The organism is Caloramator sp. ALD01 (genome assembly GCF_000472625.1).
Lineage (GTDB): Bacteria > Bacillota > Clostridia > Clostridiales > Caloramatoraceae > Thermobrachium > Thermobrachium proteoclasticum.
The window spans coordinates 127,884-153,867 of record NZ_AXAA01000001.1 but is presented as its reverse complement, the minus strand read 5'-3'; the positions used below and the strand labels follow the sequence as shown (position 1 = coordinate 153,867).

General features: G+C 26.9%; 28 protein-coding genes and 1 tRNA gene. 19 read left to right on the top strand and 10 right to left on the bottom strand.

All coding sequences use genetic code 11. The features are described from left to right. The first annotated feature begins 4 nt into the window (after positions 1-4). The 8 genes from A3M9_RS0100830 (at position 5) to A3M9_RS0100790 (ending at position 5,387) form a co-directional block, all read left to right on the top strand. Positions 5-736 (top strand): FliA/WhiG family RNA polymerase sigma factor, encoded by a 732-nt coding sequence (locus A3M9_RS0100830; protein ID WP_035165603.1) that lies wholly within the window; start codon positions 5-7, stop codon positions 734-736. 9 nt (positions 737-745) lie between these two features. Continuing rightward, positions 746-1,183: a DUF6115 domain-containing protein gene (locus A3M9_RS0100825; protein ID WP_027307519.1), complete on the top strand. Its 438-nt coding sequence runs from the start codon at positions 746-748 to the stop codon at positions 1,181-1,183. Positions 1,184-1,384: 201 nt separating this feature from the next. Beyond that, positions 1,385-1,702 carry a flagellar hook-basal body complex protein gene (locus A3M9_RS0100815; protein WP_027307518.1) on the top strand — a complete coding sequence of 106 codons (318 nt, stop codon included), beginning with the start codon at positions 1,385-1,387 and terminating at the stop codon, positions 1,700-1,702. A 197-nt stretch (positions 1,703-1,899) separates the two neighbouring features. Continuing rightward, the gene (locus A3M9_RS14550; RefSeq protein ID WP_156897851.1) at positions 1,900-2,136 is read left to right on the top strand and encodes a flagellar basal body rod C-terminal domain-containing protein; all 237 of its coding nucleotides are present in this window, start codon (positions 1,900-1,902) and stop codon (positions 2,134-2,136) included. Positions 2,137-2,148: 12 nt separating this feature from the next. Next, positions 2,149-2,889 carry a flagellar hook-basal body protein gene (locus A3M9_RS0100805; protein WP_027307516.1) on the top strand — a complete coding sequence of 247 codons (741 nt, stop codon included), beginning with the start codon at positions 2,149-2,151 and terminating at the stop codon, positions 2,887-2,889. 57 nt (positions 2,890-2,946) lie between these two features. Next, entirely contained in the window at positions 2,947-3,336 is a 390-nt protein-coding gene (locus A3M9_RS12890) for a CDC27 family protein (RefSeq protein WP_035165602.1), read from the top strand. Continuing rightward, on the top strand, positions 3,311-4,216 hold the full coding sequence (locus tag A3M9_RS0100795) for an LD-carboxypeptidase (protein ID WP_027307515.1): 906 nt from the start codon (positions 3,311-3,313) through the stop codon (positions 4,214-4,216). The genes A3M9_RS12890 and A3M9_RS0100795 overlap by 26 nt, the downstream gene beginning before the upstream one ends. Further along, positions 4,209-5,387: a M20 family metallopeptidase gene (locus A3M9_RS0100790; RefSeq protein WP_051350529.1), complete on the top strand. Its 1,179-nt coding sequence runs from the start codon at positions 4,209-4,211 to the stop codon at positions 5,385-5,387. The genes A3M9_RS0100795 and A3M9_RS0100790 overlap by 8 nt, the downstream gene beginning before the upstream one ends. 145 nt (positions 5,388-5,532) lie before the next feature. Here the strand turns inward: A3M9_RS0100790 and A3M9_RS0100785 are convergent. After that, positions 5,533-5,609 (bottom strand) — tRNA-Ile (locus A3M9_RS0100785). Between the two features lie 122 nt (positions 5,610-5,731). Here A3M9_RS0100785 and A3M9_RS0100780 point away from each other — a divergent pair. The 3 genes from A3M9_RS0100780 to A3M9_RS0100770 all read left to right on the top strand — a co-directional run bounded on the left by A3M9_RS0100780 (position 5,732) and on the right by A3M9_RS0100770 (position 8,256). Continuing rightward, entirely contained in the window at positions 5,732-6,790 is a 1,059-nt protein-coding gene (locus A3M9_RS0100780; protein ID WP_027307513.1) for a CotS family spore coat protein, read from the top strand. Between the two features lie 117 nt (positions 6,791-6,907). After that, positions 6,908-7,429, top strand: coding sequence for a helix-turn-helix domain-containing protein (locus A3M9_RS0100775; RefSeq protein ID WP_027307512.1), 522 nt, complete (start codon positions 6,908-6,910; stop codon positions 7,427-7,429). 8 nt (positions 7,430-7,437) lie between these two features. Then, entirely contained in the window at positions 7,438-8,256 is an 819-nt protein-coding gene (locus A3M9_RS0100770) for a GNAT family N-acetyltransferase (protein ID WP_027307511.1), read from the top strand. 74 nt (positions 8,257-8,330) lie between these two features. On the opposite strand, the gene A3M9_RS14545 is transcribed toward A3M9_RS0100770, so the two are convergent. Further along, positions 8,331-8,486, bottom strand: coding sequence for a hypothetical protein (locus tag A3M9_RS14545; protein WP_156897850.1), 156 nt, complete (start codon positions 8,484-8,486; stop codon positions 8,331-8,333). A gap of 146 nt (positions 8,487-8,632) precedes the next feature. Here A3M9_RS14545 and miaB point away from each other — a divergent pair, with 146 nt between their 5' ends. The 6 genes from miaB (at position 8,633) to A3M9_RS0100735 (ending at position 17,162) form a co-directional block, all read left to right on the top strand. Next, the gene (gene miaB / locus A3M9_RS0100760; RefSeq protein WP_035165601.1) at positions 8,633-9,967 is read left to right on the top strand and encodes a tRNA (N6-isopentenyl adenosine(37)-C2)-methylthiotransferase MiaB; all 1,335 of its coding nucleotides are present in this window, start codon (positions 8,633-8,635) and stop codon (positions 9,965-9,967) included. Positions 9,968-10,017: 50 nt separating this feature from the next. Beyond that, on the top strand, positions 10,018-12,630 hold the full coding sequence (gene mutS / locus A3M9_RS0100755) for a DNA mismatch repair protein MutS (RefSeq protein ID WP_027307509.1): 2,613 nt from the start codon (positions 10,018-10,020) through the stop codon (positions 12,628-12,630). Between the two features lie 4 nt (positions 12,631-12,634). Continuing rightward, entirely contained in the window at positions 12,635-14,524 is a 1,890-nt protein-coding gene (gene mutL, locus A3M9_RS0100750; protein WP_027307508.1) for a DNA mismatch repair endonuclease MutL, read from the top strand. A gap of 8 nt (positions 14,525-14,532) precedes the next feature. Beyond that, positions 14,533-15,480 carry a tRNA (adenosine(37)-N6)-dimethylallyltransferase MiaA gene (gene miaA, locus A3M9_RS0100745; RefSeq protein WP_035165600.1) on the top strand — a complete coding sequence of 316 codons (948 nt, stop codon included), beginning with the start codon at positions 14,533-14,535 and terminating at the stop codon, positions 15,478-15,480. A gap of 36 nt (positions 15,481-15,516) precedes the next feature. After that, a complete protein-coding gene (gene hfq / locus A3M9_RS0100740; RefSeq protein WP_027307506.1) occupies positions 15,517-15,768 on the top strand; it encodes an RNA chaperone Hfq in 252 nt (83 codons plus the stop codon). A gap of 125 nt (positions 15,769-15,893) precedes the next feature. Next, positions 15,894-17,162: a methionine gamma-lyase family protein gene (locus A3M9_RS0100735; RefSeq protein ID WP_035165599.1), complete on the top strand. Its 1,269-nt coding sequence runs from the start codon at positions 15,894-15,896 to the stop codon at positions 17,160-17,162. Between the two features lie 18 nt (positions 17,163-17,180). Here the strand turns inward: A3M9_RS0100735 and lexA are convergent, their stop codons facing one another. Continuing rightward, positions 17,181-17,801, bottom strand: coding sequence for a transcriptional repressor LexA (gene lexA / locus A3M9_RS0100730; RefSeq protein WP_027307504.1), 621 nt, complete (start codon positions 17,799-17,801; stop codon positions 17,181-17,183). 143 nt (positions 17,802-17,944) lie between these two features. Here lexA and A3M9_RS12885 point away from each other — a divergent pair, with 143 nt between their 5' ends. Both A3M9_RS12885 and A3M9_RS12880 read left to right on the top strand, forming a co-directional pair. Continuing rightward, a complete protein-coding gene (locus A3M9_RS12885) occupies positions 17,945-18,232 on the top strand; it encodes a LysM peptidoglycan-binding domain-containing protein (protein ID WP_035165598.1) in 288 nt (95 codons plus the stop codon). A 64-nt stretch (positions 18,233-18,296) separates the two neighbouring features. After that, complete coding sequence (locus tag A3M9_RS12880) at positions 18,297-18,560, top strand: hypothetical protein (RefSeq protein ID WP_035165623.1); 264 nt, start codon at positions 18,297-18,299, stop codon at positions 18,558-18,560. 21 nt (positions 18,561-18,581) lie between these two features. Here the strand turns inward: A3M9_RS12880 and A3M9_RS0100715 are convergent, their stop codons facing one another. The 7 genes from A3M9_RS0100715 to rny form a co-directional block, all read right to left on the bottom strand. Further along, the gene (locus A3M9_RS0100715) at positions 18,582-19,571 is read right to left on the bottom strand and encodes a tyrosine recombinase XerC (RefSeq protein ID WP_035165597.1); all 990 of its coding nucleotides are present in this window, start codon (positions 19,569-19,571) and stop codon (positions 18,582-18,584) included. Between the two features lie 196 nt (positions 19,572-19,767). Beyond that, entirely contained in the window at positions 19,768-20,556 is a 789-nt protein-coding gene (gene proC, locus A3M9_RS0100710; RefSeq protein ID WP_035165596.1) for a pyrroline-5-carboxylate reductase, read from the bottom strand. 94 nt (positions 20,557-20,650) lie between these two features. Further along, entirely contained in the window at positions 20,651-22,090 is a 1,440-nt protein-coding gene (purB, locus tag A3M9_RS0100705; protein ID WP_027307501.1) for an adenylosuccinate lyase, read from the bottom strand. Between the two features lie 101 nt (positions 22,091-22,191). Beyond that, positions 22,192-23,385, bottom strand: a complete 1,194-nt coding sequence (locus A3M9_RS0100700) for a pyridoxal phosphate-dependent aminotransferase (RefSeq protein ID WP_027307500.1) — start codon at positions 23,383-23,385, stop codon at positions 22,192-22,194. A gap of 16 nt (positions 23,386-23,401) precedes the next feature. Continuing rightward, entirely contained in the window at positions 23,402-23,773 is a 372-nt protein-coding gene (locus A3M9_RS0100695) for a PadR family transcriptional regulator (RefSeq protein WP_027307499.1), read from the bottom strand. Between the two features lie 147 nt (positions 23,774-23,920). Next, positions 23,921-24,181, bottom strand: coding sequence for a stage V sporulation protein S (locus A3M9_RS0100690; protein ID WP_027307498.1), 261 nt, complete (start codon positions 24,179-24,181; stop codon positions 23,921-23,923). A gap of 139 nt (positions 24,182-24,320) precedes the next feature. Next, complete coding sequence (rny, locus tag A3M9_RS0100685; RefSeq protein WP_035165621.1) at positions 24,321-25,862, bottom strand: ribonuclease Y; 1,542 nt, start codon at positions 25,860-25,862, stop codon at positions 24,321-24,323. Between the last annotated feature and the right edge of the window lie 122 nt (positions 25,863-25,984).

Below are 25,984 nucleotides of genomic sequence, written 5' to 3'. Positions count from 1 at the left end.
TTTATTGAAGTGTTATAAGCAGTTTGATGAAAGAGAAGAAATGATTTTAAAATATATTCCCTATGTTAAATATATAGCATCAAGGCTTCTTATAGGTTTTCCCCCTGGAATTGAATTCGATGATTTAGTAAGTTATGGTATTATAGGCTTGATAGACGCAATTGAAAAGTTCGATCCAACAAAAGGAATAAAATTTGAAACCTATGCTACCTTAAGAATTAAAGGTGCTATTATCGATGAATTAAGAAAAATTAGTTGGATGCCTAAAAGTGCTTTTTCTAAATTAACTCAGCTTAACTTAGCAAGAGAAAATTTAGAATCAAAATTAAACAGAGAACCTACAGAAAAAGAATTAGCCGACTATCTTGGTGTATCTGTAAATGATATTAGAACTACTGAATCCTATATTAACTATTTATCTGTTATATCATTAGAAGATATATTTTATAAATCTGATGATGAAGATATACAATTTAAAAATATGATAGAAAATGAAAATAGTCCTCAGCCTGATAAAATATTTGAAGAAGAAGAAATGTTAACTACTTTAAAAAAGGCACTTAATATGCTACCTGAAAAGGACAAGCTTGTTCTGCAATTATATTATTATGAAAAATTAACTCTAAAGGAAATAGGAAAAATTTTAGAAATCACTGAATCAAGAGTATCACAATTGCATAGCAGAGCCATAATAAGATTAAGAGAAAATATGAAAAAGTTAAGTTATTTAGACTAAGGAGGAACTATGCCTTTAGTATTAATTATATTAGGTGCTTCTTTAATCTATTATTCATACAGATTAGGTATTAAAGCACACTATTCAAAAAATATTCAAAATAATAAAAATGTATTTAAAAATTATTATACAAAAAGTGAATTAGATTTATATAAAAAAGATATCAATGAACTTAAAGAAAATATAAACTATATAAATGAGTCTATTTTTGCTCTAAATTTAAAAATAGAAGATATACAAAGCAATTATAATAACATTTTAAGTTCTTTAAATAACAAAGAAAAAATAGGAATTAATGATACCTATCAAAATTTTGAAGATAAAAGTGAAAACTTAAATGATAAAATAAAGGAATTATATAATAAAGGTTTGTCTATTGAAGAAATATCCTCAACCCTTAGAATAGGAAAGGGGGAAGTTTTATTAAGATTAGGATTAAACAAATAATAAATATAATAAAAACTTATTTCAAAAGTAAAGATTTTGTTCTTGGTCTGGGAATTGGTATTGTAATAGCAACTCTTCTTATGTTAACATATTCATATAACAATATACCAAGATACAAGATTGAAAAAATGGCAAGAGACTTAGGTATGTTATATCCAGATGAAATTAAATCATATTTTGAAAAAAAGTAGGGGATGGAAAATGATAAGAGGACTTTATATTGCTTCAAGCGGATTAATTTTAAGACAAATACAACAGGAAAACTTAAGTAACAATATTGCAAATATAAATAATCCTGGTTTTAAGAACGATAAAATTTGCTTTAAATCCTTTAACGAGGTGCTTTTACAAAATTACGATAAAAAAGTTGGCAATACAAATTTTAAACAAATTCTTGGCACAATGCCTATGGGCATTGGACTTGATGAAACAAAAACAGATTTTTCTCAAGGAATTTTAGAAGAAACAGGTAGAAACCTTGACTTTGCAATTGAAGGAGATGGTTTTTTACAGTTTTAGATAATAATAAGGAATATTATACACGAAATGGTAGATTTAAAATTGACAAAGATGGTTATTTGACTACTACTGACAATAAGAGAGTTTTGGGGCTTGATGAAAATAATCAAAAAGTTTTTATAAAAATTGATAGCAATAATTTTAAATTTAACAATAATCAGATCAATACTACTAGTGGTAATTATAGACTATACATTGTGAAGGGCGATATGAAAAAAGAAAATGAAAATATGTATTCTTCTACAAATGTAGAAATTGATAATAATTCTATTATACATCAAAACAAAATTGAAAAAGCTAACATTGATACTATTGAAATGATAACAGAATTGATTTCAGTTATGAGAAACTATGAATCAAATCAAAAAGTAATACAATCCATCGACGATACACTTGGAAAAACAGTTAATGAAGTTGGCAATGTCAATAGATAATGAGGTGATCAAATGCTAAGATCAATTTGGAACAGTACATCTGGTCTATATTCTAATCAAACAAGAATAGATGCTATATCAAATAATATTGCAAATATAAATACAAATGGCTATAAGCGTGTCGATGTTAATTTTTCAGATATATTAGTTGAAAATGTTAATAGATTAGGTGTACCAGTAACTGAAAATGAAAAAGAAAAGTTTGTTGGAAGTGGTTCTCGAATAAGCGGATTTATTAGAGATGATTCTCAAGGAATTATTGAAAAATCAGACAGAAATTTAGATTTTGCTATTGAAGGAAGAGGATACTTTAGATTAATAGACAGTAAAGGTAATGAATTATATACAAGAAAAGGTAATTTTTATATAGATGCTAATAATAATTTAGTTGATTCTGATGGTAACAAATTAGATATATCATTAAACACAAAAGATAATATAGACTATGACAAAATATCTGTTAAAGAAAATGGCGATATTTTATACAACGAAAATATAATAGGCAAAATAGATATTTACGATTTTGATAGTGAAGATAATCTATATCCTATAGGAAATAGCCTATTTAAAGGTATTAATCCAAAACCTATAAATTCTTCAATTAAACAAGGTTATATTGAAAAATCTAACGTAGATATTTCAAAAGAATTAACAGACCTTTTAGTCACTCAAAGAGCATTTGAACTAAATTCAAGAGCACTAAAAACTTCTGAAGAAATGTGGCAAATGACAAACAATTTAAGATCTAAATAGTATAAAAAACCCCTTTAAAGTATATAATTTTAAAAAAAGCTTTAAAGGGGTTTTGATATGAATTCATATAATTTGTATTTAGAAGCTATTAATCTATACGAACAAAAAAATTATAAAAAGGCTTTAAATTTATTTTTAAAGGTTTTAGAACAGCAAAACAATTATCTGATAAATTACAATATTGGTGTATGCTACATAGAATTAAATAAATTCACGGATGCTATTCAATTTCTAAAAAAATCATTATATTTAAATAAATATTATGAAAATACATATATAAATTTAGCTTATTGTTACTATAAAAAAAAGGATTATAAATCTTGTTATAGAATTATAAAAGAGGGAGTATCAGCAATAAATAGTGATAAATTAAATAATATAGAAAAAAATTTATTTAATTTAATAATATATGGAGGGGAAAATGAGTTTAATAAAAAAGCTAAATAAAGGGGATAAAGTTTCACTTATAGCACCCGCTGGTGCAATATTTAATGATGAATTAATAAAAAAATCAATCCAAATAATAAATGAATTTGGATATAGTGTTAAATTGGGTAAAAATATTAATTCTAAATACGGCTATCTTGCTGGAGAAGATAATAAAAGAGTAGAAGACCTGATAGATGCATTTAAAGATAAAGAAGTAAAAGCAATATTTTGTATTCGCGGTGGTTACGGAACCATCAGGCTCTTAGATAAAATTAATTACAATGTTATAAAAAATAACAAAAAAATTTTTGTAGGTTATAGCGATATAACATCACTTCACGCATCTTTTTCTCATTTAGATTTTCCTACTTTTCATGGACCAATGTTTAGTTATGATATTTTTAAAAATAATGATAACTACAACCTATTATTTGAATTTTTAGAGGGAAGAATTGATAAATTAAACTATGCCCTAACTCCTATAAGAGAAGGTAATATTGAAGGAAAAATAGTTGGTGGAAATCTGTGTGTTCTTTGTTCCTTGATTGGTACACAATATCAATATAAATTTAAAAACTCCATATTATTTATTGAAGAAATTAACGAAGAGCCATATAAAATAGATAGATTTTTAAACCAATTATATCATTCAAATATTTTAAATGAGGTGGAAGGAATTATCTTAGGAAGCTTTACAAATTGCAATCCTGAAGATAAAAATAGGAGTTTTTCTTTTGAATATATTTATGAATATATAAAGGAACTTACCACCAAGCCAATATATTTTGGTTTACAAAGTGGACATGACTATACAAATAAGTTGCTTCCCTTAAATATTACTGCTAAAATTATTGACAATAAATTAATAATAAATAAAGGAGAGGTTTTCATTGATTAATTTTTTTGCAGAATCAAAAAAAATTCAAGATAAACTAATAGAGTATAGAAGATATTTACATATGCATCCTGAAATAGATAGGGACTTAAAAAATACAGCTGATTTTATTGAAAGTATATTAACTAATTACAATATAAGCTATAAACGTTATGAAAATTGTGGTATTGTGGCTGAAGTTGGCAAAGGAGAAAAGATTATAGCCTTAAGGGCTGATATGGATGCTTTAACAATAGAAGACAAAAAAAATGTTCCATATAAATCTAAAAATAAAGGTTTAATGCATGCTTGTGGACACGATGCACATACATCAATACAATTAGGAACTTGTATTCTATTAAAAAAATATGAGCATTTATTAAATGGTAAAGTAAGATTTATTTTCCAGCCAGCTGAAGAGACTGATGGTGGAGCAAAGGATATGATTGATTATGGTGCTATAGACAATGTATCCTTTATAAGTGCTCTACACGTAGAAGAAACATTAGATACTGGAATTATAGGTATAAACAGCGGAATTGTGAGTGCTGCATCAAATCCTTTTAAAATAACTATTAAGGGTAAAGGGGCTCATGGTGCACATCCTGAAGATGGAATTGATCCAATAGTTGCTGCTTCAAAAATAATTGACAATCTACAAATAATTATATCAAGGGAAATTTCTGCTTTTGAAAGTGCGGTAATTACCATTGGTAAAATAAATGGTGGAACAGCACCTAATGCAATAGCAGAAGAAGTAATTATAGAGGGAATTATAAGAACCTTAGGAAATAATACAAGAAAGCAAGTATTAGATAGATTTACATCAATAGTTAATTTAACAGCAGAAACTTTTAGATGTAATATAGAAATAAATATAATAGAAGGTTATCCATCCTTTAGTAATGATAATAATCTTATTGAAACTCTAAATAAAATACAAAAAGAAAACTCAAATTACTTTACTATAAAAAAATTAGATTATCCAAGTATGGGGGTAGAGGATTTTGCGTACTATACAGAAAAAATACCTGGAATTTATTATAAATTAGGATGTAGAAATATAAATAAAGGTATAGTTCATCCAGCTCACGGAAGTTATTTTGATATAGATGAAGAATGTTTATGGATCGGATGTGGAATACAATGTTCTATAGTTCAAAAATTTATTATGAATGAAACAATAGAGCTCTAAATTTTAGAGCTCTTTTAATAAGTGAATCACAGTAATTTACATAAATAGTGGCTTTTATAATTAATACTCTATGACGATTATTTTATTTCACTTTGACTATATAGTATATTAGTGCAAATAAAAAAGAGAGCTTACTGCTCTCCTATGGTGGGCCTTCAGGGACTCGAACCCCGGACCGACCGGTTATGAGCCGGTTGCTCTAGCCAGCTGAGCTAAAGGCCCAAAATCTATTTTAATTATAAAAAATTCATATTATAATGTCAAGCATTTTTTAAATATTTTATTATAAAATTGTTTATCAAATGAATATAATTTAATATATAACTAAACAAAAAGGGGTATTTATGGATTTAAAGACTATGGATTTAAAGACTATGGATTTAAAAACTATAGATTTAAATAAAATAATCAATACTATAAAAAACAAATATGGTATTGAAATTAAAGAACTTGAAAAGAAAAGGTCTGTTTATAAATTAATATCAGATAGGAACAATATTTTTTGCTTGAAAGAAGTAAATCATAACTTTAGTAGATTTAAGTGGCTTTCATCTTTTTTATTGTATTTAAAAGAGAAGGGATTTTTAAATTGTCCTTTATTAATTAAAGATAATCAAAACCAATTTTATTTTAATGTCAATAAACATAAATATTATTATTTGACTAATTGGATTGAAGGAAATGAATGTAAAATAGATGAAATAGAAAATGCATTAAATTCAATTATACTATTATGTGAATTTCATAGGAAAGCATTAGGATTTAATTCTAAACAATTACCATATGAAGAAGCCAAATTAATTAAAGAGTATATTAAAAAGAAGGATGATATTATAAGATATAAAAACTTAATTATGAGTAAAAAAATTATGTCTTATTTTGATATACTATATATTGAAACATTCGATACTCAAATGGCACTGGCAGAAAAATCTTTAATATATCTACTTAATTCAAACTATCGTAATTTAAATAAAAATGCAATTAAAAACAAAGTTATATGTCATAACAGCTTTTATTATCAAAATATTATAAAGTCAGATAATACTTTATATCTTATTGATTTTGATAAAATAATATATGAAACAGTTGAATATGATTTAGGTAAATTTATTCAAAGATTGATGTACAGAAAGTCTTATAATTGGCAATTTGACAAAGCAAAATTATTAATTGATAAGTATTGTAAATGCTATGGTAATAATATTGATTATAAGTTATTACTATCAATAATCATTTACCCTCATAAGTTCTGGAAATTAGGAAATAAAAAGTATGATAAGAAAAAAAATCTTTATGAATCTTATTATATAAGAAGATTAAAAAAAATAATTAATAATAATTTGTCCATATTAAATTTCATTGATGAGTTTGATAAGTATTATATCAATAAAAATATCTAAATAGATTAAAATGTCTATTTGGATATTTTTTTGTTGTCGCAAATTGAAATAATTTTTGTATAAATACTTAAAAGGAAATAAATAAACAGTGAAGAATAAAATAATAGAGGTGGTATTATGGAAGAAAAAAAGAACTATTATACATTTAAAGAGGTATGTCAATTAACTGGGTATAAAGACTCAGTTATACGTTATTATGAAAAAGAATTCGAATTAAATATTCAAAGGGATACTAAGGGTAGAAGAATATTTTCTCCAAATGATTTGAATATATTATTACAAATAAAAAATTTACAAGAAAAAGGACTGACTAATGGACAAATAAAAAAAATACTTATGAACCAAGAAACTGCTATAACTTCCCTTGATGCAGCAGTTGCTTTTAATGATAATGATATTGATGAAAATGATCAAGATAAAATAAAATTAATAGAAGAAAAATTAAATGCTATTAATCAAAAGTTAGAAGAAATTGATAAAAATGTATTTAGTAAAGAACGCGACATATTGATCAGTGAGAATATGAAATTGAAAATGGAATTAAAGCAAAAGTGTTATGAAATCATAGAACTTAAAGAAAAATTAAAATACGAAAAACAAACAAAAAAAGGAATATTAAGCAAATTATTTAGAAAATAGGTGACAAAATGGTAATAAAATCATTTAATTTATTTAGATTGTTAGCTAATAATGAATTTATAAACTTTTATAATTTTAAGAATATATTTGAGCTATCTATAGCAAATTTATTTTTCAATACTTCGTATTTTGTTATCGATGAAGGAATAAGAGGTATTAATAAAAACAGTAGAGTTTACATTTTCATTAAAGATTCATCAGTCTCTATTAATGAAATAATAAATATTTTAATTAATCATTATAATAACAAAAAATTAAATTTTGAGATAAAATATATAAATAGCAACATTAAATTAGATAATTCTAATAAATACATTATGCAAAAAAACTTTAAAACAATGGAATTAGAATTAAATAATTTTTTAAACTTTAACTCCATCTGTATCCCCAACGATATAAAAATCTCAACTATTGATATAAGTAAAAATATAGATTTAAGAATTGACATACAAAATTCAATTTTTAATTCGAATGATAAAAAAAGAAGACCAATTGATAAAAATTATCTATATAAAGAACTAAATAGTAGATATTTCTTAAAAGATTATTGTTATGTTTTATTTAATAATAATAGACCAATTGGATATGGACAAATCATAAAAGATAAACGCTTCTACTATTTAGTTAACTTTGGAATAATAGATGAATATAGAGGTAAAGGTTATGGTAATATGTTTCTAAACTATGTTTTAAATGATATTAAGAAAAAAAATGAAATTAAGATATTACGATTAAATGTGGATAATTATAATATTCCAGCAATAAATTTATATAAAAAAATAGGATTTTATGAAATTTATAATACAATAACACTAAAAAGCATATAGGGTGATTACAAATCTCTGTATGCTTTTTAGTGTTCACTATCCATATATGATTATTTCGTAATACAAATCAAAAATTACTTAATATTTTTTTGTATTTTGTTATGAACATTTGCATAGAACCCAACACCATCATTATGTATAGTTTCGTGTTTAAAATATTTCCTGTCTTCTAAAGTATAAGAAACCTTCCCTTTTAAAGCCTCATTATCTCTATCTTTGGCATTATACATACTATCACCTCTCTTTATTATTATTCCAATATTTTATTCAATTTATTTTAAATAAATTTATTTATGTTTATATGTTTTTTTATCGAATTTTGTAGTATAATATATATTTGCAAAATATCAATATCTAATAAGGAAGGTTGATACATATGAATAATAAAAAATATCTTATAGAAACTTGGGGCTGCCAAATGAATGAAGAAGATTCAGAAAAAATAGCTGGTATGCTTAAAGAAATTGGATATATTGAAGCCGAAAATCGTGAGGATGCAGATATAATTATTTTTAATACGTGTGCAGTAAGAGAAAATGCTGAGCTTAAAGTATACGGTAATATAGGTCATTTAAAAGCTTTAAAGTCTAAAAATCCAGATTTAATAATATGTATAGGTGGTTGTATGATGCAACAAAAGGGTGTACCAGATGAAATTAAAAAGAAATACCCATATGTTGACATTATATTTGGAACTCATAATATACATAGACTACCTGAATTAATCAATAATGTTAAGCAAGGAAATACAAATATCATAGAAGTATGGGATCAAGAAGGAGAAATATTAGAAGGTATACCAGTTGAAAGGAAAAGCGATATAAAGGCCTTTGTAACAATAATGCACGGATGCAACAATTTTTGTACTTATTGTATAGTTCCTTATACGAGAGGAAGAGAAAGAAGTAGAAAACCTGAAGCCATTATTAATGAAATAAAAGATTTAGCATCTAAGGGATATAAAGAAATAACTTTACTTGGACAAAATGTTAATTCATATGGAAAAGATCTTGATAATATGAGTTTTGCAAAATTATTAAGAATGGTAAACGAAATAGATGGAATAGAAAGAGTACGTTTTACTACATCTCATCCTAAGGATTTAACAGAAGATGTAATACTTGCAATTAAAGAATGTGATAAACTTTGCGAACATATACATTTACCTGTTCAATCTGGTAGTACAAGGATATTAAATAAAATGAATAGAAAATATACAAAAGAACAGTATTTAGAATTGGTTAATTCAATAAAAAAACATATACCTAATGTAGCTATAACTACCGATATAATAGTTGGTTTCCCTGGTGAAACAGAAGAAGATTTTCAAGAAACACTTGACTTAGTCAAAAAAGTTCAATACGATTCAGCCTTTACATTTATATACTCTATTAGAAAAGGTACACCTGCTGCAGAATATGAAGATCAAATACCTGAAGATATAAAACATGATAGATTTAATAGGTTAATTGAAGTAGTAAATAAAATAATCGAAGAAAAAAATGCTTCGTATAAAGATAAAATAGTTGAAGTATTAGTAGAAGAAGTAAGCAAAACTGATGAATCTAAACTTACTGGAAGAACAAGAACAGGAAAGTTAGTTCACTTTGATTCTAATGATAAAAACTTAATTGGTAAGCTTGTTAACGTTAAAATCACTGAACCAAGGAATTTTATTTTGATAGGTGAATTCGTTGAATTAATAAGATAACGGCATATTAGTCTATGGCTATATGCCATTTTTTTAAGGAGGTATGTATTTTGGGATTAACTCCAATGATGCAACAATACTTAGAAATAAAACAATCCTGCCAAGATTGCATATTATTTTTTCGTTTAGGCGATTTTTATGAAATGTTTTTTGAAGATGCTAAAATTGTATCTCAGGAATTAGAACTTACTTTGACAGGTCGTGATTGTGGATTAGAAGAAAGAGCACCAATGTGTGGTGTTCCCTATCATTCTGCTGAAACCTATATATCAAAACTAATAGAAAAAGGATATAAAGTGGCAATATGTGAACAAGTAGAAGATCCTAATGAAGCAAAGGGCATTGTTAGAAGAGAAATCGTAAAAATAGTTACTCCTGGAACTTTACTTGAAGGAAATTTGTTAGAGGATGATAAAAATAACTATATATCCTGTATTAAAAGGATCAGTACAGGTTTTAGCATATCTATATGTGATGTTTCAACAGGTGATTTTTTAGTTACTTCTATGGAAAATAATAATATCTATATAATTATTGATGAGTTATTTAAATATAAGCCATCAGAAATATTAATAATAGATGTAAAAAATAATGATATCTTAATAAATTCTATAAAAGAAAAATTTAATTCATTGATAGAATTAGTTGATGAAAGCCAAAATTTCACAGAATTTAAAAACCATTTTGGTGAAAAAATAAGTATTTTAAATGAATTAGAGTTAGACAGTAGTTTAACACTATTTGAATATCTAAAAAATACTCAAAAGTCGATGTTAGGTAATATAAATGACATTATAAAATATCAAATAAATAATTATATGTTATTAGATAGCAGCACTCGAAGAAATCTTGAGCTAACTGAAACAATTATTAATAAAACTAAAAAAGGATCACTATTTTGGATATTAGATAAAACTCAAACTTCAATGGGAGCTCGAAATTTAAGAAGATGGATTGAAGCACCACTTACTGACATCACAGAAATAAAAAATAGAATTGATGCCGTTGAAGAACTAATTAATAATATATACCATTTAGATAATTTAAGAGAATCCTTAAAAAAGATATATGATATAGAACGACTTATTTCAAAAATAGTTTATGGTTCTGCCAACGCACGCGATCTTGTTTCTTTAAAAAATTCAATATCTGAATTACCTAATATTAAAATAACTCTTCAAAGTTTTAAGTCAAACTTACTTAAAGGTATATATACTGATTTTGATACATTAGAAGATATCTATAACTTAATTGATATATCAATAGATGATAACCCACCAATTAGTATAAAAGAAGGCAATATAATTAAAAAAGGTTATAATCAAGAAGTTGATAAATATAGATTAGCATCAACAGAAGGTAAAAATTGGATAGCAAGTTTGGAAGAAAAAGAAGCGACTGGAATAAAATCATTAAAGGTAGGATACAATAAAGTTTTTGGATATTATATAGAGGTAACTAAGGCAAATCTATCTAATATACCAGAAGATAGATATATTAGAAAACAAACTTTAGCAAACGCAGAAAGGTTTATTACTCCAGAGTTAAAAGAAATAGAAAATACAATTTTAAACGCTGAGGATAACCTTCTTAAATTAGAATATGAACTTTTTGTAGATATTAGAAACAAAATTTCTAATCAATCAAGTAGAATTCAAAAAGTTGCTAAACAATTGGCTATATTAGATACTATTCAATCCTTCGCAAAAGTTTCAATAGAAAACAATTATACTAAACCATCTCTAAATAATGATGGTATTATATCTTTAAAGGAAGCAAGGCATCCCGTTATAGAAAAAATGATAAATGAACCTTTTGTACCAAATGATTGTTTTATTGATAAAAGTAATAATATGATTTTAATAATCACTGGACCTAATATGGCAGGTAAATCTACTTTTATGAGACAAGTAGCTATTATAAGCCTCATGGCACAGATAGGTTGTTATGTTCCAGCTAAAAGTGCAAATTTACCAATTGTAGATAAGATATTTACTCGTATTGGAGCTTCTGATGATATATCTTCTGGTAAAAGTACATTTATGGTAGAAATGAGTGAAGTATCATATATTTTGAAAAATGCAACCTCAAATAGTTTGCTAATTTTAGATGAAGTGGGTAGAGGAACTAGTACATTTGATGGATTAAGCATTGCTTGGTCTGTTGTTGAATATATTGCAAATAAAATTAAAGCAAAAACTCTTTTTGCAACCCACTACCACGAATTAACTGAACTTGAAGATAAATATAGTTGTATTAAAAACTATTCAATTGAAGTTAAAGAATTTGATAATAAGGTTATATTTCTACACAAAATCAAACGCGGTAAAGTAGATCAAAGTTATGGAATAGAAGTTGCCAAACTTGCAGGCCTACCTGATGAAGTAATCCAAAAAGCTAAGGAAATATTATCAGAATTAGAAAATTCTAAGGAAATTCACATTTCAAAAAATATTTTAAATGATAAGCTTAATTATAATAATAAAATAAAAGAAAATGAAAAAGAAATTGCAGCAGAAAAAGTGGAGTTAACGCTATTTAATTATAAAGAAAATGAAATTATAAACGAAATCAAAGAATTAGATATATTAAATATGACTCCTATGCAAGCATTTAATTATATTTACGATTTAGTTAATAGAGTAAAAAAAATTAGGAGCTGATTAAATGGGTGATATAAATATATTAAGCAATGATTTAATTAATAAAATTGCTGCTGGAGAAGTAATTGAAAGACCTGCATCTATCGTTAAAGAGTTAATCGAAAATTCTATAGATGCTGGAGCTTCTGAAATAATTGTAGAGATAGAAAATGGCGGTATATCCCTCATTCGTGTATCTGATAACGGTAAAGGAATAAAAGAAGACGATATAGAAAAAGCATTTATGAGGCATGCTACAAGTAAAATTAAAGATGAACACGATTTATTTAAAATAACTTCTCTTGGTTTTAGAGGAGAAGCTCTTGCAAGTATTGCAGCTGTATCTAAAGTAGAATTAATTACTAAAACAAATATATCTGATTTTGGTATAAAGGCTTACTTAGAAAACGGTAAAATTGTATTGAAGGAATATTGTGGCAGCACTGATGGTACAACAATTACAATAAAAGATATTTTTTATAATGTTCCAGCACGATTAAAATTTTTAAAATCTCCATCCAGAGAACAAGCAAATATAACAGAAATAATGCAAAATTTGGCTTTATCTCATCCTCAAATATCTTTTAAATATATAGCCAATAAAAAAAACGTATTTATTACAACTGGGGATGGAAGCTTAAAAAATGTTATTTATATAATTTGGGGTAAAAATGTATTTGATAATTTAATTGAAGTTAATTCAACTAAAGAAACAATAACTTTAAAAGGTTTTATAGGTAATAGTAAACTTGAAAAAAGTAATAGAAACTATCAGTCTATATTCGTAAATGGAAGACACGTTAGAAATAAGACCATTACCGCTGCAGTTGAGAATGCCTACAAGTCTATGTTATCAATAAATAAATTTCCTTTATTTGTTCTTAATATCTTTATTAATCCGGAACTTATTGATGTTAATGTTCATCCTACTAAAGCAGAAATAAAGTTTTCTGATGAGCAAAAAATATTTAAAGAAGTATACTCTTGTATAAAGGAATCCCTGCTAAAAAAAGACTTTATTCCTTCCTATAAAATTGAAGATAATATATTAAATAGTAAATTTCAGTTTTCATTAGATAATAATTATAAAAATAGCTTAAATGAAAAAAATAGTATATTTAGAGAAAATATTGATAATAATTATAATGTCCAGACATCTTTTAATATAGAAAAAATAGATAAGTTCAAAAAGATTAATTTTGATATAGATGAATTAGATTCATCAAAAGAAGAGTCTAATATAGATGAAAAACAAAGTGTTATTTCAACTAACATAAAAACTGACACCAAAATAGATGTAGATAATAATCATCAGCATTCTATAAAAACTAATACATCCTTCCCATTGTTAACTGTTGTTGGGCAATTGCATTTTACTTACATTATCGCAGAAGCATCTGAAGGTTTTTATTTAATTGATCAGCATGCAGCACATGAAAGAATTCTATTTGAAAAGTATTTAAATGAATATAATTGTGGTAATTTAAATAAACAAATACTATTATCACCTATTATACTTGAATTTTCACCGAGTGATAAAGAAAAAATATTCGATAATACATCATTATTAAATAGATTAGGATTTGACTTCGAAGATTTTGGTGGAACTACAATATCCTTAAGAACAGTTCCTAATAATATAAAAATTAAAAATTATAAGCAACTTATAGAAGAAATACTTTTAAATATTAATAATGGAATAGAGTTAAATACAAATGCAATAGAAAAAATTATATATACTATGGCTTGTAAAAACGCAATTAAAGCAGGAGATAAATTAAATTATCAAGAAATATTAAATCTAATTAAAGAACTTAGTAAATGCCAAAACCCATTTACTTGCCCACATGGAAGGCCAACAATGATAAAATTCGAATATATAGACTTAGAAAAGAAGTTTAAAAGAATAATGTAGGTGATATTATGAAAGAAAAGAAAAAAATAATAATTATAGCTGGTCCTACTGCGTCAGGCAAAACAAACCTTGGGATAGAATTAGCAAAAAAAATAAATGGAGAAATTATATCCGCAGATTCAATGCAGATATATAAATATATGGATATTGGAACAGCAAAACCAACTAAAGAAGAAATGCAGGGTATAAAACATCACCTTATTGATATAATATACCCTAATGAAGAATTTAGTGTTGCCCTTTTTAAACAATATGCAGATAACGCTATCGAACAAATATATTCAAAGGGTAAAATACCTATAGTTGTCGGTGGTACTGGTTTATATATAAATTCCCTAACATATAGTTTAAATTTCAGTGATAGTGCACCGGATAAAGAGTATAGAGAACATCTTGAAAATATATCAAAAGAATATGGTCCAAAATATTTACACGATATGCTTAAAAGTATAGACCCTGATGCAGCAAACAATATACACCCTAATAATGTAAAAAGAGTAATTAGAGCATTAGAAGTATTTAAAAATACAGGCAAAAGAATATCAGATTATCAAAGTACAACAAAACAAAATGAACCTGACTATGATTTTGCTTATTTTTGTCTTGATATGCCAAGAGATGTATTATATGATAGAATAAATAAAAGAGTAGATATAATGTTCGATAAGGGATTAATAGAAGAAGTTAAGTTACTTCTAAGTCTTGGTTATTCAAGAGATTTACAATCAATGCAGGCAATAGGGTACAAAGAAGTTTTTGATTATTTAGATGGTAAGATTTCATTAGAAGATGTTAAAAATATTATAAAACAAAATTCAAGAAGATATGCTAAACGACAATTGACGTGGTTTAGAAAAGATACTCGCATATATTGGATAGATGTATACAATAAGCAACTCGACGAAATACTCTCAAATATGTTAGGATATATAGAAGGAAAATTAAAATTCTTATAGAATATATTAATTAAAATTATATTGGAGGATGATAGTATGGCAAAAAGTGTTAATAATCTACAAGATGTATTTTTAAACAATGCAAGAAAGGGGAAAATTCCAGTATCAATTCATTTAGTTAATGGTTTTCAATTAAAGGGTTTAGTAAGAGGATTTGATAGCTTTACAATAATATTAGAATCAGAAGGAAAGCAAATATTAGTATATAAACATTCTGTTACAACAGTAACACCAGCTAAACCTATATTGTATAATCAAGATGAATTAAATAGCAATCTAAATAAATAACAAAGCTTAAAAGGCTTTGTTATTTATTTAGATTATTGTTTACATAATATTTATTATGTTGATTATTTGAGTTTTTAGTAAATTAATGATAGAATATCTATGTTTAAAGGAGGGAGGATAATATAATGCTTGAAGAACTATACATATTAAATGGAATAAAAAAGGAAGTTCTTGAATTATCAACAAAGGCTGAGGAGATAATTTCTCCAATTTTTAAGGAATTAGATAAAACAAAAGAATACAATCAACTTAAAGTATTAAATGCAATGCAAAAAGAAAAATTAAGCGATTCTCATTTCACCTTTAGTACAGGTTATGGATACGGTGATATAGGAAGAGATATAGTAGATAAAATTTACGCTGATATTTTTAATGCTGAAGATGCAATTGTAAGACCTCATATAGTTTCAGGAACGCATGCAATTGCTGCAGCACTACAAGCCGTATTAAGACCTGGTGATACTTTAATGTCCATTACAGGAACACCATATGATACGTTATTAAAAGTGATAGGTTTGAAGGGAAGTGGTATGGGCTCTTTAAGAGAATATGGCATAAACTATAAACAAATTGATTTAAATAAAGATTTCAAAATTGATATAAATAAGGTTATAGAAGAAATAAAAAAAGATAAAACAATAAAAGTAATTTCAATGCAGCGTTCCACTGGATATGGATGGAGGCCAGCCCTAACTATTACTGATATTGAATTTGCTATAAAAGAAATAAAGAAAGTCAATACAAATATTATTATATTTGTAGACAATTGTTATGGCGAGTTTTTAGATTTAAAAGAACCAACTGATGTTGGAGCTGATTTGGTTGCCGGTTCATTAATTAAGAATATAGGTGGAGGAATTGCACCTACTGGAGGTTATATTGTAGGAAGAAAAGATTTAATTGAATTAGTTTCTTATAGATTAACTGCACCAGGCCTTGGAAGAGACTGTGGTTCTACATTTGGTGTTATTAGACAAATATTACAGGGATTATTTTTAGCACCACATATAACAATAGAAGCTTTAAAAGGTGCAATTTTTTGTTCTAAGTTAATGGAATTAGCCGGATATGAAGTTTCTCCTAAATATAACGAAAAAAGAAGCGATATAATTCAGGCTATTAAATTTAATGATGCTAATTTATTAATAAATTTTTGCAAAGGTATTCAAAAGGGATCCCCTGTTGATTCATTTGTAGAATGTGAACCCTGGGATATGCCGGGATATTCAGATCCAGTTATAATGGCTGCTGGAGCGTTTATACAAGGTTCATCTATTGAATTAAGTGCAGATGCACCTATAAGACCACCATACATTGCTTATGTTCAAGGTGGACTAACTTACGAACACTCAAAAATAGGAGTTATGAAGGCATTATCAAATATATATAAATAGGCCAACAAATTTGTTGGCCTATTTATATCTTCTAAAAACACCTATTACCTTACCAAGAATAGTACAATTATCAACTATTATTGGCTCCATATGTGAATTTTCAGGCTGCAATCTAATATAACCATCCTCTTTAAAAAATCTTTTAACAGTAGCAGAATCTTCAATTAGTGCAACAACAATATCTCCATTTTTTGCAACCGGCTGTCTTTCTACTATAACATAATCGCCATCTAATATACCCGCATTAATCATACTTTCCCCTTCAATTTTTAATAAAAAAACCTCTGTATTTTTATTAAAATAATTTAATGGTAATGGAAAATAATCTTCAACTTCTTCGAAGGCTAATATAGGATTTCCAGCCGATACACTACCAACTATAGGTACCTTCATTATATCACTATTATCTTCAAGTAGATTTTCATTTAGAATCTCAATAGCTCTTGGTTTTGTAGGATCACGTCTTATAAGTCCTTTTTTTTCAAGTTTTTCAAGATGTGCATGTACAGTAGAAGTTGATCTTAATCCAACTGCTAAGCCAATTTCTCTAACAGAAGGGGGATATCCTCTTGTTGCAATTTCCTGCTTTATAAATTCTAATATCTTTTGCTGTTTATCACTTAAACCATTAATTAGCATTTATTCTACACCCCTTAAATTTTGTCTTTATCTTATTATATCATTAAACCAAAAAAGTTTCAAACTGATGTTCGATAATATTGACAACGAACATATGTTTGTATTAAAATTTATGTAGAACATATGTTTGGAGGGTGTTGTTTATGAAAAAACATTTAAAAACATCGATATCTTTATTATTATTCCTTTTAATAATTTCAATATCCATTTCAAAGGTTTCAAGTTATTATAAAAACAAAACACAAAACAAAACTATCTCATACGAAGAAGTTGTAGTTAAAAAAGGCGATACAATATGGAATATTTCAATTAAATATACACCAAAAGATAAAGATGTAAGAAAAACAGTTTATGAAATAAGAAAAATTAATAATTTAAACGATTGTATTATTTTCCCTGGGCAAACATTAAAAGTTCCTATTGACAAATAGATAATTATATATAAAAATATAAAATTAGATTTTATATTTTTTATAAAAAAGGAGTTAATCAATTATGCTAAAAAAATGTATTATTGAAAAAAGTAAACAATGTATAAACTGCAATGAATGTAATATATGTGATTTAGCACCAAATAAAATTTGTGATAATTGTATGCAGTGTCTTGATGTTAACAAATACGATTACAAGGAGATACATATTGATGGAATAATTGAAGAAGAGGATTATGACGATTATATCTACGATGAAGAAATATTGGAACAAGAAGATGATTATTCTATTTTAAAAGACAGTATATACATAGATGAAATAGAATAGAGTAAAAAAGGAAGAGTAATTTTACTCTTCCTTTTTTTCAACCGTAATATTTGACAAAGGATTTGCATTAACAGCCATCCTTAATTTTTCATCGTCTATATGTGTGTATATTTGTGTTGTTGAAACGCTTTCGTGACCTAATATTTGCTGTAGTGCCCTTATATCAACATTACCATACTTATACATTAAGGTTGCAGCAGTATGTCTTAATTTATGTGGAGTATATTTTTCATTTCCTAAACCAGCCTTTTCGATATATTTTTTAACAATAATTTCTACTGTTCTTTTATTTATTCTTGTTTTTCTCTCACTTAAAAACAAAGCTTTTTCATCTTTAGCATCAACGGGTCTTACTGCTAAATATCTGTTTATAGCTTCTATACAAGCTTGATTAAGATAAACTGTTCTTTCTTTATTACCTTTACCTATAACAGTTAATATATCGCCCTTTATCTTATCAATATCAATTCCAACCAATTCTGATAATCTTAATCCACAATTTAAAAATAGCATTATCATTGCATAATCTCTCTCTTTATGTTTACCATCAATAACGTTTATTAACTTTTTACTTTGTTCTAAAGTCAAATAAACAGGATGTCTTTTTGATATCTTAGGGCTTTCAAGCTCCTTTGCAGGATTTTCACTTATTAATTTAACCTTGGTCTCAAGATAATTAAAAAAAGCTCTAATAGCTGCTGTTTTTCTGGCCCTTGCATAGCTGCTATTTTGTCTCTCTAAAGTTATGTAATTAATAAAAGAGTATATGTCATATAATGTTATGCTTTTTATGAATTCAACATCTATATCATTAATATTAACTTCATCAACTGTTATTTCAGTGTTATTTGGTATATTTTTAATATACTTTATATACTTTAAGAACAATTTTAAATCTACTTTATATCCTAAAACAGTATTATAGGATTTTGCCTTAACATTAATCAAATATGCCAGAAAATCATTCAAAATAATTGGGCATTCTTTATCATAAATTGACCAAATATTCATTTCAACCCCCCTCAAAAAACATTATTACAATTTCGCTAAATATCAATTTAGCGAAATTGTTATTTAGATTTTATTATTAATAAGCAACTATTTGTTTTTAGACTTATTCTTTTTTCCTAATGTTAATATAAATTCCTTTTGAATCCATAAATAAAATAAAATAAATAATATAAATAATATTATTCTAATCATAACATCACCTTAAATTGCAATTTTTGTTATATGTATTTATAACAGCTTCAATTACAGCAGATTTAAAACCTTCATTTTGCAATGTTCTAATACCTTCAATAGTAGTGCCTCCCGGAGAACAAACCATATATTTTAAATCGCAAGTATTTATTCCGTTATTTTGTAACATTTTTGTAGTACCAATGATAGTATCACAAATTGCATTTAAAGCTTCCTTGTAAGGAACACCAATATAAACTCCTGCATCAACTAAAGCTTCAATAAATTCAGCCACAAACGCAGGACCACTTCCGCACAAAACCGAGTATTTATTTATATCTTTTTCATCCATTTCTACAACCTTACCAATTGCATTTAAAATATTTATAATTTCTTTTCTTTCATCTTCACATATGTTTAAAAATGTTGCTGCAGTAACACCCTCATTAATAAGTGCTACAACATTAGGCATTATCCTAACAATTTTATTACAATTAGTATTTTTATTAATTTCATCAATGGTTACGCCTGCTGCCATTGAAATTAAAATTGTATTGTCAGAATAATTTTCTTTTATTATTTTATAAATATCTTTATAAACATTTGGTTTAACGGCCAAAAATATGTATTTACATTTTTTAAACAAATCACTATAATCTGCACATATATTAACCTTAAACGTTTTGTATGCATTTTGCAATTTAGTTTTATCTACATCATAAATGTAGATTTTATTATTAATGTCTGCATCTTTATTAATCAAACCTTTAGTTATAGCAGTCGCCATATTACCAAAACCTATAAATCCTATCATTTTACACCTCCGTATATATAAACTTTCTTATTTTAATTATAATAAAAAGCAATTCAAATTAAAAGAAATAAAAATAAGCGACTTTATTAGTCGCTTAAACAGTTATTTCCGCCTCTATTTTTTCTATATTTTCATATTTTTTTATTATTGGTTCAACTACTTCGCAAATAAATTCATCTACCTGTTCTTTAGAACGTCCAATATAGTTATTTTCGTTCATTATATCGTCTAAATCATCTTTATCTAAATTAAAAACAGGGTCATTTATAATCCTCTCTAATAAATCATTCTCTCCACCATAAGTCTTTATATTTTTAGAAGCATCCATAGAATGCACTCTTATCCTCTCATGCAATTCTTGTCTGTCTCCTCCTTTTTTAACACATTCCATCAAAATATTTTCTGTTGCCATAAACGGCAATTCTTCCCTTACTCTTTTTAATATTATTTTTTCATTAACAACCAAATTAGAAGTAACATTTATATACAAGTTTAATATTCCATCTACAGCTAAGAAGGATTCTGCTAATACTAATCTTCTATTTGCTGAATCATCTAACGTTCTTTCAAACCATTGCGTTGATGCTGTTATATCAGCATTTGTTGAATTAACTATCACATACCTTGCCAATGCTGATATTCTTTCTGACCTCATTGGATTTCTTTTATATGGCATTGCCGAAGATCCTATTTGATTTTTTTCAAAAGGTTCCTCTATCTCTTTAAAACTTTGAAGTATACGTATATCATTACTAAATTTATAGGCACTTTGTGCTATGCTTGATAAGACATTTAAAACAAAAACATCCTGTTTTCTCGGATAAGTTTGTCCTGTTACCTTAAAATATTTTTTATCAAAACCCAATTTTTTACATAATATTTCATCAAGTTGTTTTACTTTGTTATGATCACCATTAAACAACTTTAAAAAACTTGCCTGCGTTCCAGTAGTACCTTTAACTCCTAAAAGTTTAAGATTTTCTATACAATACTCTATTTGTTCTAAATCCATAACCAAGTCCTGTAACCATAAGCAAGCCCTTTTACCTACAGTAGAAAGCTGTGCTGGTTGTAAATGAGTGTATGACAATGTAGGTAATCCCTTATATTGTAAAGCAAACTCTTTTAAATTTTTAATACAGGCAATTAATTTCTTTCTAATAAGCTCCAATGCTTCCTTCATTATTATAACATCTGTATTATCACCAACATAACAACTTGTTGCACCTAAATGAATTATAGGTTTTGCCTTTGGACATTGCTCCCCATAAGCATATACATGAGACATAACATCATGTCTAGTTTCTCTTTCCTTCTGTTCAGCCACCTCATAATTTAAATTATCAATATTTGCCTTTAATTCATCTATCTGTTCTTGAGTAATTGAAAGCCCAAGCTCCTTTTCAGCTTCAGCCAATACAACCCATAATTTTCTCCAAGTCTTAAACTTCTTTTCATCTGAAAATAAATAAGACATTTCTTTACTTGCATATCTTTTTGTTAAAGGACTAATATATAACTGTCTTTCATCCATAATTTACGCCTCCTTACGAATGTTATCATTTATATTGATATTTTATTTCGTATTTCTATTATAACATAATTAATAAAATATAAAAAGTAGGAGTATTTCTCCTACTTTATTTTTTGAATAAAACTATCAATCCTATCCAATCCCTCTTTAATTTGTTCTAACGATGTTGCAAATGATAATCTGATATAATTATCATCACCAAAGGCATCACCAGGAATTACTGCAACCTTTTCTTCTTCTAATAATACATTTGCAAAGTCTAAAGATGTTAATATACTTTTACCATTAAACATTTTTCCCTTTAAATTCGTTATATTAACCATCACATAAAAGGCACCTAATGGATTCACACAAGTTAAACCAGAAATTTTGTTTATTCTATCAACCATAAAATTTCTTCTCTTTTCAAATTCTTTTCTCATAATTTCAATTTCTTTTTGATTTCCCCTTAATGCCTCAACACTCGCATACTGAGCTATTGTATTTGGATTAGAAGTAGCATGACTTTGTATATTAGCCATCAATGAAGCAATTTCCTTATTTGATGCAGTATAACCTATTCTCCATCCTGTCATTGCATATGCCTTTGACATACCGTTAATAACTATAGTTCTTTCTTTTATATCTTTATTTAAAGAAGCAATACTAATATGTTTATATCCATCATAAATTAACTTCTCATATATTTCATCAGATATAACTATCAAATCATTTTCGACTACTATCTCTGCAATTTTGCTTAGTTCTTCTTCTGTATAAACTGTTCCAGTAGGATTACTTGGGCTATTTATAATAATTGCTTTAGTTTTAGGTGTTATTTTATTTTTTAATTCTTCAATATTAATTTTAAACTGATTTTTTTCGTCTGTATGTATAAAAACAGGTATTGCATCAACCAATTTTGCAAGTTCAGGATAACTTACCCAATACGGTACTGGTATTATTACTTCATCTCCAGGATTACATATAGCCATAAGTGCATTATATATTGAATGTTTTGCTCCATTAGAAATCACAATCTCATTAGCACTATATTCTAATCCGTTTTCTTTTCTTAGTTTATTGCATATAGCTTCTTTTAATTCTATTATACCTGAAGCTGGAGTATATCTTGTTAATCCATTATTAATTGCATCAATTGCTGCATCTTTAATATATTGTGGTGTATCAAAATCTGGTTCACCTGCACCAAAACTAATAACATTTATTCCTTCACTCTTCATCTTTTTTGCTTTGGCTGTAATTGCTAAAGTTGTAGATGGGGCAATTTGTTTTGCTTTTTTTGATAACTCCATAATATCCCTCCCAAAATCACTCATATATAGTCTTTAATGTATATTTTAAAATATACATTGACTCTTCAATCAATGGCTTATTTATGTTTTTTATAATCTCATAATGTTTTTTACCGTTATCAGTTATTCTATAAATTCTCTTTGTTTTCTTGTCAGGCTCCTCCCACCATCCTTCAATTAATAGATTCTCTTCCATATCTCTAAGTAATGGATATATCATCCCTGGACTTGGCTTCCATATGTAATTCAAACTATTTTCTATTAAATCAATAAGTTCATTGCCATAACAATTTTTATTATTCAAAAAATGCAAGATAAATAACTTAACTATAGTAGTAGTATTAAATTTACTTGGTAACTGTCTATTTCTTGCTTGACCATTAGACATTAATTTCCACCTCTTTAATTATACAATTCCTATTTTCTATATAATAAATATAACATTAATATCGCAAGTTGTCTATAAATTTTGCAATTTTTCATTCATTTTTTGTACAAAATAAAAATGGAGAGCTAAACTCTCCATCTAAAAATATTATCTTGGTTGAATTATGAATTTTATTGCTGTTCTTTCTTCTCCATCAATATTGACATCAGTAAATGCAGGTATACATATTAAATCAATTCCACTTGGTGCAACAAATCCTCTTGCAATTGCAACCGCCTTTATTGCTTGATTAATTGCTCCTGCACCAATTGCCTGCATTTCAGCAATTCCCTTTTCCCTAACAACACCTGCTAAAGCACCTGCTACAGAATTTGGATTTGATTTTGCTGAAACCTTTAATACTTCCATTTTAGTACCTCCTTAATGTTGCATATTGTTTTTCTAATATTCTATATTCTACACGTAATTAAAAAATCCTTCTTAAATTTACAAATTATTTTACTATTTACAAATAAAAAATAATAAGGACAGTTTAAAACTATCCTTATTATTTTGCATATTCTATTGCTCTTATTTCTCTTATAACGTTAACCTTTATTTGACCTGGATACTCCAATTCACTTTCTATCCTCTTTACAATATCTCTTGCTATCTGTATTACATCAGCATCGGATATTTGTTCAGGTTTAACCATAATTCTAATTTCCCTACCAGCTTGAATAGCATAGGATTTTTCTACCCCTTCAAAGGAATCTGCTATTTCTTCTAATTTTTCTAATCTCTTTATATATGCCTCAAGTGTTTCTCTTCTTGCTCCAGGTCTTGCTGCTGAAATTGCATCTGCAGCTTGAACTAATATGGCCTCTATGGTCTGTGGTTCTAAATCACCATGATGTGCGGATACCGCATGTATAACTGCTGGAGATTCGTTATATTTCTTTAATATATCTCCACCAATCAATGCATGTGGTCCCTCTATTTCATGATCTAAGGCCTTACCAATATCATGTAATAGACCAGCTCTCTTTGCTAATGCAACATCAGCTCCAAGTTCAGAAGCCATTAATCCAGCTAAATAAGAAACCTCTATAGAATGTTTTAAAACATTTTGTCCATAGCTTGTTCTGTACTTCAGTCTACCAAGCAATCTAATTAATTCACTATGTAAACCATGTACACCTGTTTCAAAAGTAGCTTGTTCGCCTTGTTCACGAATATCATTTTCAACTTCTTTCTTAGCCTTTTCAACCATCTCTTCAATTCTTGCAGGATGAATTCTACCATCTGCTATAAGTTTTTCTAATGCAAGTCTTGCAACTTCTCTTCTTATTGGGTCAAAACCTGATAATATTACTGCTTCAGGCGTATCGTCAATTATCAAGTCTATACCTGTTAATGTTTCTAATGTTCTAATATTTCTACCTTCTCTTCCAATTATTCTACCCTTCATTTCATCATTTGGTAAACTTACAACTGAAACAGTAGTTTCAGCAACGTGATCTGCAGCACATCGTTGTATTGCACAAGCAATTATTTCTCTTGCCTTTTTATCAGCTTCTTCTTTTGCCTTTGTTTCTATTTCCTTTATTAACATTGCTGCATCATGTTTAACTTCTTCTCTAACATTATTTAGAATTATTTCCTTAGCCTCTTCTGTTGTTAGATTAGCAATTCTTTCAAGTTCTTGAACTTGTTTTTTATAAATTTCATTCATCTCTTCTTGTAATTCTTGAATTTCTTGTTGTTTTTTTACTAAACTTTCTTCTCTTGCTTCTAAAGTTTCTACCTTTTTATCGAGAGTCTCCTCTCTTAAAATTAATCTTCTTTCCATCCTTTGAATTTCATTTCTTCTTTCTCTTACTTCTTTTTCAAATTCATTTCTTAACTTATGAACTTCTTCTTTTGCTTCAAGCATAGCCTCTTTTTTCTTTGATTCTGCTTCTTTTTCTGCATCTGATACAATTTTTTTAGCCAATTCCTCAGCTGATTGAATCTTTTTTTCTGATATATTCTTTCTAATAAAATAGCCTAAAAAGAAGGCTATCACTCCTGTAGCCCCAATTAATAAAAGCCAAACAAGCGTATCTATACACAACACCTCCCTCTACAGTCAAACAATATTTATTGTATAACAAATAGTTATTTTTAAATTAATAAGGTTTAATCAACAAGAGACTCTTTAATTAATTTAAAATAGAAGCAAGAATTAAC

Excerpts from the sequence above, each read along its gene's own strand:
- A3M9_RS0100825 (WP_027307519.1), top strand. The coding sequence starts at position 746 with ATGCCTTTAGTATTAATTATATTAGGTGCTTCTTTAATCTATTATTCA.
- A3M9_RS0100815 (WP_027307518.1), top strand. The coding sequence starts at position 1,385 with ATGATAAGAGGACTTTATATTGCTTCAAGCGGATTAATTTTAAGACAA.
- A3M9_RS0100805 (WP_027307516.1), top strand. The coding sequence starts at position 2,149 with ATGCTAAGATCAATTTGGAACAGTACATCTGGTCTATATTCTAATCAA.
- A3M9_RS12890 (WP_035165602.1), top strand. The coding sequence starts at position 2,947 with ATGAATTCATATAATTTGTATTTAGAAGCTATTAATCTATACGAACAA.
- A3M9_RS0100795 (WP_027307515.1), top strand. The coding sequence starts at position 3,311 with ATGAGTTTAATAAAAAAGCTAAATAAAGGGGATAAAGTTTCACTTATA.
- A3M9_RS0100780 (WP_027307513.1), top strand. The coding sequence starts at position 5,732 with ATGGATTTAAAGACTATGGATTTAAAGACTATGGATTTAAAAACTATA.
- A3M9_RS0100775 (WP_027307512.1), top strand. The coding sequence starts at position 6,908 with ATGGAAGAAAAAAAGAACTATTATACATTTAAAGAGGTATGTCAATTA.
- A3M9_RS0100770 (WP_027307511.1), top strand. The coding sequence starts at position 7,438 with ATGGTAATAAAATCATTTAATTTATTTAGATTGTTAGCTAATAATGAA.
- A3M9_RS14545 (WP_156897850.1), bottom strand. The coding sequence starts at position 8,486 with ATGTATAATGCCAAAGATAGAGATAATGAGGCTTTAAAAGGGAAGGTT.
- miaB (WP_035165601.1), top strand. The coding sequence starts at position 8,633 with ATGAATAATAAAAAATATCTTATAGAAACTTGGGGCTGCCAAATGAAT.
- mutL (WP_027307508.1), top strand. The coding sequence starts at position 12,635 with ATGGGTGATATAAATATATTAAGCAATGATTTAATTAATAAAATTGCT.
- miaA (WP_035165600.1), top strand. The coding sequence starts at position 14,533 with ATGAAAGAAAAGAAAAAAATAATAATTATAGCTGGTCCTACTGCGTCA.
- hfq (WP_027307506.1), top strand. The coding sequence starts at position 15,517 with ATGGCAAAAAGTGTTAATAATCTACAAGATGTATTTTTAAACAATGCA.
- A3M9_RS0100735 (WP_035165599.1), top strand. The coding sequence starts at position 15,894 with ATGCTTGAAGAACTATACATATTAAATGGAATAAAAAAGGAAGTTCTT.
- lexA (WP_027307504.1), bottom strand. The coding sequence starts at position 17,801 with ATGCTAATTAATGGTTTAAGTGATAAACAGCAAAAGATATTAGAATTT.
- A3M9_RS12885 (WP_035165598.1), top strand. The coding sequence starts at position 17,945 with ATGAAAAAACATTTAAAAACATCGATATCTTTATTATTATTCCTTTTA.
- A3M9_RS12880 (WP_035165623.1), top strand. The coding sequence starts at position 18,297 with ATGCTAAAAAAATGTATTATTGAAAAAAGTAAACAATGTATAAACTGC.
- A3M9_RS0100715 (WP_035165597.1), bottom strand. The coding sequence starts at position 19,571 with ATGAATATTTGGTCAATTTATGATAAAGAATGCCCAATTATTTTGAAT.
- proC (WP_035165596.1), bottom strand. The coding sequence starts at position 20,556 with ATGATAGGATTTATAGGTTTTGGTAATATGGCGACTGCTATAACTAAA.
- purB (WP_027307501.1), bottom strand. The coding sequence starts at position 22,090 with ATGGATGAAAGACAGTTATATATTAGTCCTTTAACAAAAAGATATGCA.
- A3M9_RS0100700 (WP_027307500.1), bottom strand. The coding sequence starts at position 23,385 with ATGGAGTTATCAAAAAAAGCAAAACAAATTGCCCCATCTACAACTTTA.
- A3M9_RS0100695 (WP_027307499.1), bottom strand. The coding sequence starts at position 23,773 with ATGTCTAATGGTCAAGCAAGAAATAGACAGTTACCAAGTAAATTTAAT.
- A3M9_RS0100690 (WP_027307498.1), bottom strand. The coding sequence starts at position 24,181 with ATGGAAGTATTAAAGGTTTCAGCAAAATCAAATCCAAATTCTGTAGCA.